Source organism: Planococcus sp. RAB007_Raresut (assembly GCF_057369535.1).
This window is the reverse complement of sequence record NZ_JBXYIF010000001.1, coordinates 243,711-258,471: the sequence shown is the minus strand read 5'-3', so window position 1 is coordinate 258,471 and position 14,761 is coordinate 243,711. Positions and strand designations below refer to the sequence as shown.

Sequence of the window (14,761 nt, the reverse complement as noted above, 5' to 3'; positions counted from 1 at the left end):
TCTATGGGAAAAATCCGATTGATGGATGAACCCTTATCAAATAAGATTGCTGCGGGTGAAGTTGTTGAACGGCCGACTTCAGTAGTTAAGGAATTGGTGGAAAACGCCATCGATGCCGGCAGCAATGCGGTAGAGGTCCTCCTTGAAGAAGCAGGACTGACATCGATACACATAATCGATAACGGAGCGGGAATGGACAGTGAAGATGCTTTACTGTCTTTTTCCCGTCATGCCACCAGCAAAATTGCAAATGAGCATGACCTGTTCCGGATCCGGACCCTTGGGTTCCGCGGAGAGGCCCTTGCGAGTATTGCCTCAGTATCAAAAGTGACATTGCAGACTTCCGACGGTGCGGACGGAACTTATGTCCACTTAGAAGGCGGACGAATGATTGAAAGCCGGCCAAATGCCCTCCGTCAGGGAACTGATATAAAAATTGAACAATTATTTTTCAATACTCCAGCGCGTCTCAAATACATGAAAACCCTGCAGACGGAACTCGGGCATACAATTGATCTGATGAACCGTTTTGCACTCAGCTACCCGTCAGTCGCATTTAAATTGGTACACGACGGCAAAACGATCCTGCAGACTTCCGGCAGCGGAGAGATTCGCCGGGTCTTGGCGGATATCTACGGGGTAGCCATCGCGAAAAAGATGATTCCATTTGAAGGGGAATCTCAGGATTATAAAATTTCCGGCTATACATCTTTGCCGGAAATCACACGTGCCAATAAAAATTACATTTCTTTATTCGTGAATGGGCGGTGGGTAAAACATTATGCAATCGCTACGACTGTCCACCGGGCCTACCATACATTCCTGCCGCTGGAACGCCAGCCGATAACCGTACTGAATATTGAAGGGGATCCCTATTTAACGGATGTTAACGTCCATCCGGCGAAACAGCAGATACGCCTCAGCAAGGAAAAAGAATTGATGGAACTTATTTATCAGACTATCCGTCGTGCTGTGAGCACTGCGGTGCGGGCACCTGTCATCGATGAACCGAAACCGAAAAAACAGGTTTCTGCTCCTTCAATGCAGATGGATCTTTGGAAGACTTCCACAACAGTGAATGAACATAGACCAGTTGAAAAACCGGTCTTCAATAAACCCGAACCAGTAATCGATAATACACTGGCGACGGAAAGGGAAGAATTTCCACAGCAGATTGCCGCGCAAAAGGAATATTCCCATGAAGTTGAGGGAATAGAAGAAAGTCCGCAATTTCCTGAATTGGAAGTGGTCGGCCAGATTCACGGCACTTATATCGTGGCTCAAAGTTCAGATGGCTTTTATCTGATTGACCAGCACGCTGCACAGGAACGTATCAAGTATGAATATTTTCGTGAAAGAGTCGGACAGGCGGATGCGATGGAAAGGCAGTCATTGCTGTTGCCGCTGACATTCCATTACAGCCGGGATGAAGCGCTGAGACTGCAGGATAATCTGGACAGCCTTGCAGAAACAGGTGTCTTTTTAGAAGTTTTCGGTGATTCAACTTTTATTGTGCGTGAGCACCCGACATGGTTTCCGAAAGGTTTTGAACAGGAAATTGTCGAAGAACTGATTGAACAGGTATTGAGGGGAAACCGCGCGGACGTCAAGAAACTGCGCGAAGAAGCAGCCATTATGATGAGCTGCAAAAGGTCGATAAAAGCGAATCATTATCTTCAAAAACAAGACATGGAACAATTGCTGGCAGATTTGAAGAATGCGGAACAGCCTTTTACATGTCCGCATGGGCGTCCGGTAATCATCCATTTCAGAACTTATGATGTCGAAAAGATGTTCAAAAGAGTTATGAATTAGAGGAGGTATGCTGTTTTGGAAAGCTATATCCTATCCATTGATCAAGGGACGACCAGCTCGCGAGCGATTCTTTTCAACAAGCAGGGGGAATTGGTCCACAGTTCGCAAAAAGAATTCAAGCAATCCTATCCTAAGCCAGGCTGGGTCGAGCACAATGCCAATGAGATTTGGGGGACGGTCTTATCGGTCCTTGCCGCTGCATTGACCGAAAGCGGGATTTTACAGACCCAGATTTCAGGCATCGGCATCACAAATCAAAGGGAAACGACTGTGGTATGGAATAAAAACACCGGCCAGCCGGTCTACCCTGCGATTGTCTGGCAGTCGCGCCAGACGCAATCAATTATTGATGGTTTGAAAAATGAAGGGCTAGAGGAATGGTTCCGTGAAAAAACGGGGCTGTTGCTTGATCCGTATTTTTCGGGAACGAAAGTTAAATGGATACTCGATAATGTGGAAGGCGCACGAGAAGCAGCCGAACAGGGTGATTTGCTGTTTGGCACAATCGATACGTGGCTGATCTGGAAGATGACAGACGGCAAAGTGCATGTAACCGATTATTCAAACGCTTCAAGAACTTTGCTCTATAATATCTTCGATTTAAAATGGGATGAGGAAATATGCGAAAAACTCGGTATTCCCATGGAGATGCTGCCGGAAGTGAAATCGTCTTCTGAAATTTACGGTGAAACAGATCCCAGCGTTTTCTTCGGACAGAAAGTGCCGATTGCAGGCATCGCAGGTGATCAGCAAGCCGCGCTTTTCGGCCAGCACTGCGTAGAAAAAGGAATGGCCAAAAATACATATGGCACTGGCTGTTTTATGCTGATGAATACAGGAGAAGAAGCGGTAAAGTCTGCCAATGGGCTGTTGACGACTATTGCATGGGGACTGGACGGTAAAGTGGTCTATGCGCTTGAAGGCAGTGTGTTCGTCGCCGGTTCTGCTATTCAATGGCTGCGGGACGGTATGCGCATGCTGAAAAACGCTGCGGATTCGGAGGCATATGCAAAAAGGGTGCCATCAACCGACGGGGTATATATAGTTCCTGCTTTTGTCGGCATGGGGACGCCTTATTGGGATTCCGAAGCCCGCGGAGCCGTTTTTGGATTGACAAGGGGTACAGAGAAAGAACATTTCATCCGTGCGACTTTGGAATCGCTCGCCTATCAGACGAAGGATGTGCTCGATTGTATGGAACAGGATTCAGGAATAGAGATCCAAATGCTCCGAGCTGACGGCGGTGCGGTTTCCAATGACTTTTTGATGCAATTCCAAAGTGATGTTCTGCAAAAAAATGTGGAACTTGCACGGCTTAATGAAACCACTGCGCTTGGTACAGCATATCTTGCTGGCCTAGCGACAGGCTTTTGGGAAGATTTAAACGATATTAAAGAGCTGGATTCGACGCAGAAAGTATATAAGCCGAAAATGGAAGAAGAAAACAGAAACGATCTATACAAAGGGTGGAAAAAGGCGGTAGCCGCTACCCGGGAGTTTAGTAGATAAGGGGTGTATTAAATGTTTTCAGCCAAACTTCGACAGCAAAAACTTGAACAGCTGCGTACTTATCAATTCGACTTGGTGGTAATCGGCGGCGGTATTACGGGAGCGGGAATCGCACTGGATGCTGTGTCGCGCGGTTTATCGGTTGCATTGATCGAAAAGAATGATTTCGCATCAGGCACATCAAGCAGATCCACTAAATTAATCCATGGCGGGCTTCGCTACCTGAAGCAATTTGAAGTGAAAATGGTGCGTGATGTCGGCAGGGAGCGTGAAGTTGTCTATGAAAATGCGGTACATGTTACAGAACCGCAGTGGATGCTTTTGCCATTTCATAAAGGAGGCACTTTCGGGCCATTGACCACTTCAGTCGCACTGCGGGTTTACGATTACCTGGCGGGCGTCAAAAAAGGGGAGCGCCGCAAGATGCTGTCAGCCGATGAGGCCTTGGAAAAAGAGCCTCTCCTTAAAAGTGAAGGGCTTCAAGGTGGAGGATATTACGTGGAATACCGCACAGATGATGCGCGGCTCACATTGGAGATCCTGAAAAAAGCCGATGAACTGGGTGCTCTATGTCTGAACTATGTAAAAGCGGAGGATTTCTGCTATAAAAATGGCAAGGTTTCCGGAGTGGAAGCATTAGATACTGTTAACGGAACTAAAGTGCAAATCGAAGCGAGAAAAGTAGTCAATGCCGCCGGTCCGTGGGTGGATGATATACGTGACATCGATTCAACAGCTGCCCAAAAGCAGATCCGTTTGACAAAAGGCGTTCATATTGTCGTCGACCGCAGAACATTTCCACTGCGCCAGCCGGTTTATTTTGATGCACCCGATGGCCGTATGATATTTGCGATTCCAAGGGACGACAAAGCCTATATTGGCACGACGGATACATTTTATGAAGGAAATCCTTCAGAGGCTTCGGCTTCGGAAGAAGATGTGGCGTACCTGTTAAAAGCGATCAGCCACATGTTCCCCTCGTCCCGTCTTGAGCATTCCGATGTGGAATCGACATGGGCGGGGGTAAGACCGCTGATTTACGAGGAAGGCAAGGACCCATCGGAAATATCCCGGAAAGATGAAGTGTGGGAATCGGAAAATGGGTTGATTTCAATCGCTGGCGGCAAACTGACCGGTTACCGGAAAATGGCTGAAGCCATCACAGATCGGGTAATAAAATCATTGGAAAAAGACGGCCAGAAAAAATATGGTAAATCGGTCACCAAAAAATTACCGCTGTCCGGCGGTGATTTTGGGGGTTCCAAAAACTACCCTCGATTTGTTAGTTCAATGGCGCTTCAATCTGAACAATTTGGACTGGCACCGGAAGAGGGACGGATGTTTGCGCAATTCTTCGGAACAAATGCCGGGAAAGTATTCGAACATTATTGGAACCGGTCAGCAGAACCGCATAGGGATGGTCTGCCGGATGTTTTGGCGGCAGTCGTCTCTTATGCTATGGAAGACGAAATGGCCATGACACCGGCTGATTTCTTCATCAGGCGTACTGGAGATCTTTATTTTCATATAGCCGATGTGATGAAATATAAGGAACAGGTTTTGGACTATATGGGCAAGCATTTGAATTACAGTGAGGAGCAAAAAGAGCAATACCGCAAGGAGCTGCTCGACGAAATCGATAAAGCTACCCGCTTTGGAAGGGGAATGCCGCAGTGAAGATCACAAAAAATTTTATAAGAGCTTCGGATAAACATGAAATTTATTATGAAGTATATGTTCCGGAAAATCCGACAGCCCACGTCCATATTATTCATGGAATGGCGGAACATATAGCCCGCTATGAAGAATTCATCCGGTTTTTGACAAATCGCGGATTTATTGTATCGGGCCATGATCAAAGAGGGCACGGACGCACGGCGGAAAGGAATGGGGTGGAAGGTTTCTTCGCGAAAGAAGATGGCTTCAATCGAGTGGTGGAAGATGTCGATGAAGTTATTACAGAAATCCAGCATCAAATCGATGACATGCCGCTTGTACTTCTTGGACACAGTATGGGTTCATTTGTCGGGCGACGCTATGTCCAGCTGCACAGCGATAAAGTTTCCCGTGCTGTTTTCTCCGGCACAGGCGGAAATCCAGGCGTTGCTGGGAAATTGGGGATTCTTCTGGCAAGGCTGAATGGCAAACTGAACGGCAAAGACGAAAAGAGCAAGACGATCGGTTCGCTTGTATTTGGTCCTTTCATCAAGGATTTCAAAGATGAAGGCTCAGCTTTTGCCTGGCTTAGCAGTGATTCATCTGAAGTCGCGAAGTACGAAGCCGATCCGATGAGTGGATTTGTTTCCACCAATCAGTTTTTCGCCGATTTATTTAAAGGAATGCTGCTGATCAATAAAAAAGAGGAAATCGCTAAAATCCGTCATGATTTGCCGATTCTGTTAATCAGCGGCTCAAATGATCCGGTGGGGCATAAAGGAAAAGACCTGTTCGCTGCAGCTGAACAATATAAAAAAGCAGGCATTCAGGAAGTGCAGGTCTATTTAGGGGAAGAAGCACGCCATGAACTTCTCCATGAAGTGGATAAGAAGCGTTATTTTAATGTGTTTGCTGATTGGATGGCTGTTCATGATTGATGTAATGGCCATCGTCGGTCCGACGGCGTCCGGAAAAACCGCACTTGGCATTGAGCTTGCTAAAGCTTTTAACGGTGAAATCATCAATGGGGATTCCATGCAGATTTACCGGGACATGTCGATTGGCACCGCAAAAGTGAAAGAGGAAGAAATGGCGGGAGTGCCTCACCACTTGCTGGATATTAAAGATCCGGAAGAGCCGTTTTCAGTTGCTGAATATCAGCAGCTGGTGCGTGATAAAATTTTAGAAATACAACAAACCGGTAAATTGCCGATTATCGTCGGAGGCACAGGCTTGTATATTCAGGCAGTTTTATTCGATTACCGTTTTTCCGAATCGCAGGTGGATGAAAAGCTAAGGAATAGACTCTACGCGGAGCTGGAGAAATTCGGTCCGGAACACATGCATGACAAGCTGCTTGAGCTGGATCCTGAAATCGATATTCATCCAAACAATACCCGGCGGGTGATTCGTGCGCTGGAAATCATTCTTGGCAGCGAACAAAAAGTTGACCGGACATTGGCGCTGAAGCCGATGTACAATGAATTGATTGTGGGCATCGATATGCCGAGGCCACTCTTATATGAGCGGATCGACAGAAGAGTTGATGGAATGATGGAGGAAGGCTTGATAGAGGAAGTCAAAGCCCTGCGCGAACGGGGAATCAAAGATGTTCAATCTATACAGGCAATCGGCTACAAAGAAATATACGCTTATCTGGACGGAAAAGTGGAATTTGAAAGAGCAATCGAGTTATTGAAAAAGAATTCCCGCAACTACGCGAAACGGCAACTGACATACTTTCGCAATAAACTTCCGGTATTCTGGATTGACGGCCGGAGTGACTTAGGGGATAATATTGAAAACATTCGACAAATCATGCAGGAAAACAATCGTGGACGTCGAATTGAGTTAATTGGTGAACAAAAACCAGAATAGGGGAAATAGGGGGATTATCATGAAACCAGTAAATATCCAGGATGTCTATTTGAATCAGCTTCGTAAAAATAATATTTTTGTTACTGTCTTTTTACTAAATGGCTTCCAATTGAAGGGGACCATTAAATCTTATGATAATTTTACGGTGCTGGTCGAAACAGACGGCAAACAGCAATTGATCTACAAACATGCAATCTCCACATTTTCACCCGCAAAAGCGGTTTCGATTGAACACCAAGAGTGAATTGATACGGGAAGCCGGCCATACAAATGGCCGGCTTTTTAATTGACAGCAACTTATCTACCCTATAGGATTTTATTAGGAAACTAATGATTTGGAGGAGCGAATTATGAAAAAGATTACGACTGATGAATTACAGAACCGCATCGAATCCGGTGAGCAATTGCGCATCATCGATGTTCGTGAAGCGGATGAAGTTGCTGCTGGCATGATTCCGGGAGCTGAGCATATTCCTTTGGGGGAAATTGCAGATAGAGCAGGTGAATTTGAAAGCAACCAGCCATATTATATGGTATGCCGTTCAGGAGCGCGCAGTGGACGGGCGTCAGAATTTCTGGAGCAACAGGGAGTCGACGTCACGAATGTTGAAGGCGGCATGTTAAACTGGAATGGCGAAACACAGGCTTAAGATGTGGGTTCTATCAAAAATGCCGCCCGGTTATAAAAACCGGGCGGCATTTTTCATGCAGATGTAATTTTTCTGGAAGGCAAGCGCCATTTATAAGTGTAAGATAAAATTCTCAGCGCCGTTATAACGGTAAATAAAATATAAAGAATCAAGTCGTTTCTAATCAGATCAACACTGATCAGCAGTCCGGCCATTGCTGCCCATACGGCATAAATTTCCGCTTTTAACACGAGCGGCTTTCTGCCCGCCAGCATATCGCGAATGATGCCTCCGCCTGATCCTGTAAGCACCGCGGCCACTACTACTGCGTAAACTGGCAGATTAAGTTCAACGGCGTATAAAGCGCCTTGTACTGCGAAAGCCGACAAACCGATCGCATCAAAAAAATGGCCCCAGCGGTTCCATTGCCCTAAAAGGCGATGAGGGAATAGAAACACCAGCGTGATTGACACCAACGCGAGCTGGAACATCATTTCCTGTTCCCATAAAGCCGAAACAGGCACCCCGATTAAAAGGTTGCGGACGGCGCCTCCGCCAAATGCTGTAACCACGCCCAGAAGATAGACTCCGAATATATCGTATTCCTCTTCCATAGCGATGATTGCACCGGATATAGCAAAAGCGATGGTACCAATCGCACTTAATACTTCCCAAGCCATTCAAATTCCCTCCCGCAATGTTCAACTCTATGAATTGTAGCAGAATTTGACGCAATTTCAAGCTAACGGCAATAATAGAATAAATAAAAGAAAGAATGGGGATTACCATGCTGAATTACATAAAACAGATCGAACAGAAAATACAAGATCAAATTAGTCTTGCTGATGATATCGCACTGCTCAACCAGCAGAAAGTGCTGGCGGCTTTTCACAGCCAGAAAGTGAGCGACCACCATTTCAACCCTTCCACTGGCTATGGCTATGATGACGAAGGAAGGGATACGTTAGAGAAAGTCTATGCGGAAGTTTTTAAAGCTGAAGCTGCACTTGTACGCTCGCAGATTATCTCAGGAACGCACGCCATCACTATTTCATTATTCGGTATCCTGCGGCCGGGAGATGAACTCCTCTATATTACAGGGAAACCCTATGACACTCTCGAGTCGATCGTCAGCGGCGGTGAAAAAGACACTGGATCTTTGCGCGATTTCGGCATCGGATACAGCCATATCGACTTGGATGCGAACAATCAGCCTGACTGGAATGAAATTAAAGATGCGGTCACGTCCAAAACGAAAGTGATTGCCATCCAACGTTCCAGAGGCTATGATACCCGTCCTTCATTTACAGTGGATGAAATCGAAGGAATGATAAAGAAAGTTCGTGGCTTTAAGCAAGATGCGATAATTTTTGTCGATAATTGCTATGGAGAATTTGTCGAGGAGCGGGAACCTATTGAAGCAGGAGCAGACCTGATAGCCGGCTCACTTATCAAAAATCCAGGTGGTGGTATGGCAAAAATCGGCGGTTATATTGCCGGGCGTCATGATTTAGTGGAAAAATGCGCTTATCGTATGACTTCTCCGGGTATAGGGGGAGAGGCAGGTGCGTCTCTTAATACCTTGCCGGATATGTATCAAGGATTTTTCATGGCACCGCATATCGTTTCTCAAGCACTGAAAGGTGCGGTTTTTACAGCAGCGCTCCTTGAAGAGGCGGGAATGATAACGGCACCTCATTATAAGGATAATCGAACAGACTTGATCCAATCCGTTTCATTTGAGACAGCTGAGCAGATGATCACCTTCTGCCGCACCATACAGGCGAACTCACCAGTTAACGCTCAATTCCTTCCGGAAGCCGCCTATATGCCAGGCTATGAAGATGATGTCATTATGGCTGCAGGCACCTTTGTTCAGGGCTCGAGCATTGAATTGACCGCAGACGGTCCAGTCCGTCCGCCATATACCGCGTTTATACAAGGTGGATTAACGTATGAGCATGTTAAAATCGCCGTGCTGAACGCAGTAGAATATTTGAAAAAGAAACAATTACTTTAAGTGGAATTTTTATGTAAGATTATATAACATTAGTTTGACAGGAAACCTAACATGTCTTATACTTATAAATGAAGTACAAGTTAAAGGGTGAACAATATGACGAATCGCGTCCGACGGACTATGCCGATTTTGCCGATCAGCATAGTTATGCAGCTGACAGATTTAACTGCTCGTCAAATCCGTTATTACGAAGAACACGGATTGATCAGCCCTGCCCGGACAGATGGCAATAAGCGCATGTTTTCGCTGAATGATGTCGATGTCCTTCTTGAAATCAAAGATTTCCTGGATCAGGGCCTTAACATTGCAGGCATCAAAAAAATGTTTGAACTGAAAAACCAGCCGCAGAATGTCATGGCTGAACCCAAAACCATCAGCGACGATGACTTGCGAAGGATTTTCAGAGAAGAAATGATGCCTGGGAAACCGCATGACAGACATGGCCTCAGACAAGGTGATTTATCCCGTTTCTATCATTAAAAGCGGGTCATATAAAACTTATAGGAGAGTGAAAAGAGCATGGGCAAGTATTCAAAAGAAGACATTCAAAGGTTAGTAAAAGAAGAGGATGTAAACTTTATCCGCCTTCAATTCACAGATATTCTAGGAGTTATTAAAAACGTAGAAATTCCGACTTCCCAGCTTGAAAAAGCGCTGGATAATAAAATGATGTTCGACGGATCTTCAATCGACGGCTTTGTCCGTATAGAAGAATCGGATATGTATCTTTTCCCGGATCTCGATACATGGGTAGTATTCCCGTGGATTACAGGTAAAGGGAAAGTAGCACGTTTAATCTGTGATATTTATAATGCAGATGGAACTCCATTTGCCGGAGATCCCCGCACGAATCTTAAACGCATTCTGAAAGAGATGGAAGAACTTGGGTTCACTCATTTCAATCTTGGGCCAGAACCGGAATTCTTCTTGTTCAAATTGGATGAAAGAGGAGAACCTTCTCTTGAACTGAATGACCACGGTGGATACTTTGACCTTGCTCCGATGGACCTTGGTGAAAACTGCCGTCGCGATATCGTTCTTGAACTTGAGGAAATGGGCTTTGAAATTGAGGCTTCCCACCACGAAGTGGCGCCAGGCCAGCACGAAATCGATTTTAAATATGCCGATGCCATCAAAGCTTGTGACGATATCCAGACATTCAAACTGGTTGTTAAAACGATCGCAAGAAAACACGGTCTACATGCTACATTCATGCCGAAACCATTATTCGGTGTCAATGGCTCCGGTATGCACATGAACGTTTCATTGTTCAACGGCAAGGAAAATGCTTTCCTTGATGAAGATGGCGATATGAAACTTAGCGATACGGCATTCCAGTTCATGGCGGGAATCCTTGAACACGCTCAAGGATTTACAGCTGTAACGAATCCGACAGTAAACTCCTATAAGCGATTGGTGCCAGGATATGAAGCGCCATGCTACGTAGCATGGTCAGGTCAGAACCGCAGCCCGCTTATCCGTATCCCAGCTTCACGTGGTCTTTCGACTCGTGTTGAAGTGAGATCAGTCGATCCTGCAGCTAACCCATACTTGGCAATGGCTGTCCTTTTGGGAGCCGGTCTTGATGGAATCAGACGTAAATTGACTCCTCCAAAACCAGTCGACCGCAACATCTATGCGATGAACAAAAAAGAGCGCCAGGCTGTAGGTATTGAAGATTTGCCGGGCACTTTATATGCAGCGTTGCAGGAATTGCAGGCTGATGAAGTAATGGTGAATTCTTTAGGAGAACATATTCTTAAAAACTTCGTTGAAGCGAAGGAAATCGAATGGGATATGTTCCGTACCACTGTACATCCGTGGGAACGTGAGCAATATTTGAAGATGTATTAATAGAACAGATGAAAACCGCTAAAGCATTTTGCTTTAGCGGTTTTTATTTGGTCTGGAAGGGTATAAATGTTTACAGTAAAGAGAAAACTGTATCAGTTCAAAACTGTTATAAAACTTTTGATGGAAAATAATAATAGAAAAAAATTACAAAAATATAACTAAAATAAATTTTAATGCTATTTTCAGAAAATTATTGTATTGTATTTTATATGGAGAAGGCTTTATTACCGCTTATTCTCCAACCTGAAATAGAATTGAGTGCATGAAAAGGAGTAAAAATATGCTGATAAATAAAGAACTGCATCAATATCTTTGCAGCAAGACTGACGAACTTACAGAAGAATGGTATGCAACACTCGATAAAAGCAAAGATGGGGTCTACGGTAAGACGGATCCTGGTGAGATAGAAAAGTTGAAGGAACAGAATCGCGGATTCCATTTGCATTTTTGTTCTATGTTTGAGAAGGAGCAGGAAGATTTCTTGAAGGAATTTGAAGGGTGGATCGCTGAGGTGACAAATGACGATGCGCATCTTGATACCCCCTTACCCTCAGTCATAGAAGAATTTTTCCGTACACAGATCCAGTATATTGATTTAGTAGGTAAATTTGCGGTGGAAAATCAACATACGATTACCCACGAACAAACAGCAGTGTGGTATAAAGCGATTGTAGAGATCATCAGTAAAATTATTCAGGACTATACAGTGAAGAGCAATGAAGCCGCAAGCCGTCGCTGGATGAAGCAGGAAGCTCTAATGGATCAAATCAGTGCTCCGGTCATCCGTATTTCTGAAGATACAGCGCTGCTTCCTCTTGTAGGTGAAATCAATTCTTCCCGGGCAGAAGCGATGTTTGAAAACGCCATGGCCCAGGCAACTGATTATTCGATCCAGAAACTCTTTATCGATATTTCCGGGGTAGCTGTTATCGATACTATGGTTGCAAACCAAATATTTCAGATGATCAGTGGGTTGAAGTTGATCGGGGTTGAAACAGCGTTATCCGGCATAAGTCCTGTCATTGCGAAAACAGCTGTAGAATTAGGGATTGATTTTAAAGACATCCAAGTGTATAGCACATTGCCGCAAGCTTTAAAGTGAAATAGAATTCAGTAATCGGTAGAGAAGATTTAAGGAGATTATAGGGGGAATAGATCGTGTTCGAGAGCTGGAAAGAATTTAAGGCGATGTTCAACCGTGGCGACGATGCTTCAAATGCCTGTGAAGCGTGTGGGTTGGAAGACTTCGACCTATTATGCAAAGAGAAAGCTGAGGATGACTCTTTATCGGCGATTTTTATTTGTAAGAATTGTGGCAAGCAAAAAAAGATGGAATACAGGGAACTGGAGTTAAATTGACGATATAACATTATATAAATAAAAGCCTGGCTTCAATTTGCCAGGCTTTTTCAATGGATTTATATTTGTGGTATTGAAGAATTAACTTTTTGGTGAAGCCATTCTGCCGCGGTTTCAGAAGAGTTGAATATTTTAATGTCTGTGTTTGCGGATGACATCACTTCGAATTGATGCTTACCGGTCACAAAACGGACTGTATATGTTTCCGGGCCTCCGTTGCTGAAGGTTTCGGAAATGGAAGCTTTCTCAAAAAAGCGCATGGTTTCAAGTGTCTTTACAATATAATCAATTGACAATAAATAAGCCCCTTTCCTTGTATGGAAAGTGACTAAGTAAAGTCTCTAGGAATCCATATTCATACTTGCTACTACTAATATTATACCATAAATTGGTTATAAATGCTTACGTGAGCATCCTATTGTTAATGGATATAAGAAGGGTTATAAATTAATTCTTTCCATTGGTGGTTAAGAATAAATAAAATTTGGGTATAATGATATATGCTATAAATTTTAGTAACTCGTACTGAATCTTCTTTTAGAAGCAGGAGGATTTTGTGGGAGGTGATTAAATGGGCAAAATTCAAGGGATACAAAATCTGCTCGTTTACTTGGATTCAGTGGGATACCCGCTGTCTGAACAGCAGATCAATGATTTTTTACTGGCAAGAAAAATCCCTCATAGTAAGCCATATGGCAATGTGATTGTGTTTGACTGCGCCCATATTAAATGGTGGGTGGAAATGCAAAGGAAAACAGATTCATAAATTCAATAGGGTTATACTTGAAACTCCGCAGTTGCCTGCAATGCAGGCTGGCAGCGGGGTTTCTTGTCTTTAATCTGAGGTTGCCGGTCAAAGTTCGGTTCCTCAGACGACTTATGATAAACTGTTATAGTGAGAAGGATACAGATGACAGGGAGGCAATACCATGAAAAATTTCCAAATCGACTTCTATTTTGACCAGGGAAACACATTAACCCATACCGTTAAAGCTACCAGCAAAGATTCCGCGTTGAGCGGCATACCTACGAATGGCACATATGAATTCCGTGATGAAGAAGACAAAAATGTGTACCGCATTACTATTAATCTGGTGAAATATATTATTGTTTCAGAATTATAATATTTTCTGGTGGAGCGCTGCTGCTTGCAGCGCTTTTTTATGGCTGAAATTTGTATATACTACTATGAATATTGAAAGAGGGATGCAGAATGGAATTTAAGGGTTCACTTGCTTACGAGGAACAGGATTTTTTGGATAGTTATTTGAAGAGGCGTTCTCGTCCGGACAGCCCGAATAATGCGATAGAAGAGCCCATAATCAATCGGCTTCTTGGCGATCCCGAATTTGCGCATATACTGGATTTAGGGTGTGGTGATGGACAATTCGGTAAAGAGCTTATGAAAAAAGGGGCGACAGGTTACACAGGCGTAGAAGGGTCTTCTGCAATGATCGATTTGGCTATTCAAAATTTAACTGGCACCGATACGGCTCTTATCCATTCAACTATGGAAAACTTTGATTTTCCGGAAAATGAGTACGACATAGTGGTCTCCAGGATGGCGCTTCATTATATAGAAGACATTGATTCTTTGTTCAAATCAGTCAGCCGTGCAATGAAAGCCGGAGCGAAATTTCTATTCAGTGTTCAGCATCCCTTAACCACAGCTTCATTTAAAAGTAAAAGCGGCGGTGAACGTCGGAGCGACTGGATTGTGGATGATTACTTCGAACAAGGTGCGAGACAGGAACCGTGGATTGGAAAAACGGTTGTAAAATATCACCGTACAATCGAAATATACTTTAGAGCTTTGACAGCTGCGGGATTTAGGATTGAAGCATTAGAGGAAGGAAATCCTGAAAGAGCGAACTTTGTTGAAGAAAAGGAATACGAACGCCGTAAACGTATTCCAATCATTCTGGTCTTTTCATGCGTGAAAGGATAAAGCTGCTTTCAATAACTCTATACACAGAAAAGGAGCCAGGGCAAATGCCTCTGGCTCCTTTTTAATGGCTATGGATTAATCATTAGTGTTTCA

At 44.2% G+C, this 14,761-nt stretch carries 17 protein-coding genes; 15 read left to right on the top strand and 2 right to left on the bottom strand.

Annotated features, from left to right (window positions below):
* The first annotated feature begins 3 nt into the window (after positions 1–3).
* The 7 genes from mutL to AC2Q9J_RS01270 all read left to right on the top strand — a co-directional run bounded on the left by mutL (position 4) and on the right by AC2Q9J_RS01270 (position 7,508).
* A complete protein-coding gene (mutL, locus tag AC2Q9J_RS01300) occupies positions 4–1,815 on the top strand; it encodes a DNA mismatch repair endonuclease MutL (protein WP_499036641.1) in 1,812 nt (603 codons plus the stop codon).
* Positions 1,816–1,830: 15 nt separating this feature from the next.
* Positions 1,831–3,324 carry a glycerol kinase GlpK gene (gene glpK / locus AC2Q9J_RS01295; protein ID WP_499036639.1) on the top strand — a complete coding sequence of 498 codons (1,494 nt, stop codon included), beginning with the start codon at positions 1,831–1,833 and terminating at the stop codon, positions 3,322–3,324.
* Positions 3,325–3,336: 12 nt separating this feature from the next.
* Positions 3,337–5,001 (top strand): glycerol-3-phosphate dehydrogenase/oxidase, encoded by a 1,665-nt coding sequence (locus tag AC2Q9J_RS01290; protein ID WP_499036637.1) that lies wholly within the window; start codon positions 3,337–3,339, stop codon positions 4,999–5,001.
* Entirely contained in the window at positions 4,998–5,918 is a 921-nt protein-coding gene (locus AC2Q9J_RS01285) for an alpha/beta fold hydrolase (protein WP_499036635.1), read from the top strand. The genes AC2Q9J_RS01290 and AC2Q9J_RS01285 overlap by 4 nt, the downstream gene beginning before the upstream one ends.
* A complete protein-coding gene (miaA, locus tag AC2Q9J_RS01280; protein WP_499036633.1) occupies positions 5,911–6,858 on the top strand; it encodes a tRNA (adenosine(37)-N6)-dimethylallyltransferase MiaA in 948 nt (315 codons plus the stop codon). Before AC2Q9J_RS01285 ends, miaA begins: the two co-directional genes overlap by 8 nt.
* Positions 6,859–6,877: 19 nt before the next feature.
* Complete coding sequence (gene hfq, locus AC2Q9J_RS01275) at positions 6,878–7,102, top strand: RNA chaperone Hfq (protein ID WP_033544068.1); 225 nt, start codon at positions 6,878–6,880, stop codon at positions 7,100–7,102.
* 106 nt (positions 7,103–7,208) lie between these two features.
* Positions 7,209–7,508: a rhodanese-like domain-containing protein gene (locus AC2Q9J_RS01270; protein ID WP_499036631.1), complete on the top strand. Its 300-nt coding sequence runs from the start codon at positions 7,209–7,211 to the stop codon at positions 7,506–7,508.
* A gap of 53 nt (positions 7,509–7,561) precedes the next feature.
* Here the strand turns inward: AC2Q9J_RS01270 and AC2Q9J_RS01265 are convergent, their stop codons facing one another.
* Entirely contained in the window at positions 7,562–8,167 is a 606-nt protein-coding gene (locus tag AC2Q9J_RS01265; RefSeq protein WP_499036629.1) for a trimeric intracellular cation channel family protein, read from the bottom strand.
* A 107-nt stretch (positions 8,168–8,274) separates the two neighbouring features.
* Between AC2Q9J_RS01265 and AC2Q9J_RS01260 the strand changes: the two genes are divergently transcribed.
* The 5 genes from AC2Q9J_RS01260 (at position 8,275) to AC2Q9J_RS01240 (ending at position 12,720) form a co-directional block, all read left to right on the top strand.
* Positions 8,275–9,507 carry a methionine gamma-lyase family protein gene (locus AC2Q9J_RS01260; RefSeq protein ID WP_499036627.1) on the top strand — a complete coding sequence of 411 codons (1,233 nt, stop codon included), beginning with the start codon at positions 8,275–8,277 and terminating at the stop codon, positions 9,505–9,507.
* Between the two features lie 96 nt (positions 9,508–9,603).
* The gene (locus AC2Q9J_RS01255; protein ID WP_499036625.1) at positions 9,604–9,987 is read left to right on the top strand and encodes a MerR family transcriptional regulator; all 384 of its coding nucleotides are present in this window, start codon (positions 9,604–9,606) and stop codon (positions 9,985–9,987) included.
* Positions 9,988–10,026: 39 nt separating this feature from the next.
* The gene (gene glnA / locus AC2Q9J_RS01250) at positions 10,027–11,361 is read left to right on the top strand and encodes a type I glutamate--ammonia ligase (RefSeq protein ID WP_499036623.1); all 1,335 of its coding nucleotides are present in this window, start codon (positions 10,027–10,029) and stop codon (positions 11,359–11,361) included.
* A gap of 280 nt (positions 11,362–11,641) precedes the next feature.
* The gene (locus AC2Q9J_RS01245) at positions 11,642–12,463 is read left to right on the top strand and encodes an STAS domain-containing protein (RefSeq protein WP_499036621.1); all 822 of its coding nucleotides are present in this window, start codon (positions 11,642–11,644) and stop codon (positions 12,461–12,463) included.
* A gap of 56 nt (positions 12,464–12,519) precedes the next feature.
* Positions 12,520–12,720, top strand: a complete 201-nt coding sequence (locus AC2Q9J_RS01240; protein ID WP_499036619.1) for a hypothetical protein — start codon at positions 12,520–12,522, stop codon at positions 12,718–12,720.
* 59 nt (positions 12,721–12,779) lie between these two features.
* Here the strand turns inward: AC2Q9J_RS01240 and AC2Q9J_RS01235 are convergent, their stop codons facing one another.
* Entirely contained in the window at positions 12,780–13,016 is a 237-nt protein-coding gene (locus tag AC2Q9J_RS01235) for a hypothetical protein (protein WP_499036618.1), read from the bottom strand.
* Between the two features lie 275 nt (positions 13,017–13,291).
* On the opposite strand from AC2Q9J_RS01235, the gene AC2Q9J_RS01230 reads away from it, so the two are divergent.
* The 3 genes from AC2Q9J_RS01230 (at position 13,292) to AC2Q9J_RS01220 (ending at position 14,668) form a co-directional block, all read left to right on the top strand.
* A complete protein-coding gene (locus tag AC2Q9J_RS01230; RefSeq protein WP_499036617.1) occupies positions 13,292–13,486 on the top strand; it encodes a hypothetical protein in 195 nt (64 codons plus the stop codon).
* Positions 13,487–13,649: 163 nt separating this feature from the next.
* Positions 13,650–13,844, top strand: a complete 195-nt coding sequence (locus tag AC2Q9J_RS01225; RefSeq protein ID WP_499036615.1) for a hypothetical protein — start codon at positions 13,650–13,652, stop codon at positions 13,842–13,844.
* 89 nt (positions 13,845–13,933) lie between these two features.
* The gene (locus AC2Q9J_RS01220; protein ID WP_499036613.1) at positions 13,934–14,668 is read left to right on the top strand and encodes a class I SAM-dependent DNA methyltransferase; all 735 of its coding nucleotides are present in this window, start codon (positions 13,934–13,936) and stop codon (positions 14,666–14,668) included.
* Positions 14,669–14,761 lie beyond the last annotated feature (93 nt).

Bases quoted from the DNA above. Each gene is read 5' to 3' on its own strand.
- hfq (WP_033544068.1), top strand. From the start codon at position 6,878: ATGAAACCAGTAAATATCCAGGATGTCTATTTGAATCAGCTTCGTAAA.
- mutL (WP_499036641.1), top strand. From the start codon at position 4: ATGGGAAAAATCCGATTGATGGATGAACCCTTATCAAATAAGATTGCT.
- AC2Q9J_RS01290 (WP_499036637.1), top strand. From the start codon at position 3,337: ATGTTTTCAGCCAAACTTCGACAGCAAAAACTTGAACAGCTGCGTACT.
- AC2Q9J_RS01270 (WP_499036631.1), top strand. From the start codon at position 7,209: ATGAAAAAGATTACGACTGATGAATTACAGAACCGCATCGAATCCGGT.
- miaA (WP_499036633.1), top strand. From the start codon at position 5,911: ATGATTGATGTAATGGCCATCGTCGGTCCGACGGCGTCCGGAAAAACC.
- AC2Q9J_RS01220 (WP_499036613.1), top strand. From the start codon at position 13,934: ATGGAATTTAAGGGTTCACTTGCTTACGAGGAACAGGATTTTTTGGAT.
- AC2Q9J_RS01245 (WP_499036621.1), top strand. From the start codon at position 11,642: ATGCTGATAAATAAAGAACTGCATCAATATCTTTGCAGCAAGACTGAC.
- AC2Q9J_RS01265 (WP_499036629.1), bottom strand. From the start codon at position 8,167: ATGGCTTGGGAAGTATTAAGTGCGATTGGTACCATCGCTTTTGCTATA.
- glnA (WP_499036623.1), top strand. From the start codon at position 10,027: ATGGGCAAGTATTCAAAAGAAGACATTCAAAGGTTAGTAAAAGAAGAG.
- AC2Q9J_RS01225 (WP_499036615.1), top strand. From the start codon at position 13,650: ATGAAAAATTTCCAAATCGACTTCTATTTTGACCAGGGAAACACATTA.
- AC2Q9J_RS01230 (WP_499036617.1), top strand. From the start codon at position 13,292: ATGGGCAAAATTCAAGGGATACAAAATCTGCTCGTTTACTTGGATTCA.
- AC2Q9J_RS01255 (WP_499036625.1), top strand. From the start codon at position 9,604: ATGACGAATCGCGTCCGACGGACTATGCCGATTTTGCCGATCAGCATA.
- AC2Q9J_RS01260 (WP_499036627.1), top strand. From the start codon at position 8,275: ATGCTGAATTACATAAAACAGATCGAACAGAAAATACAAGATCAAATT.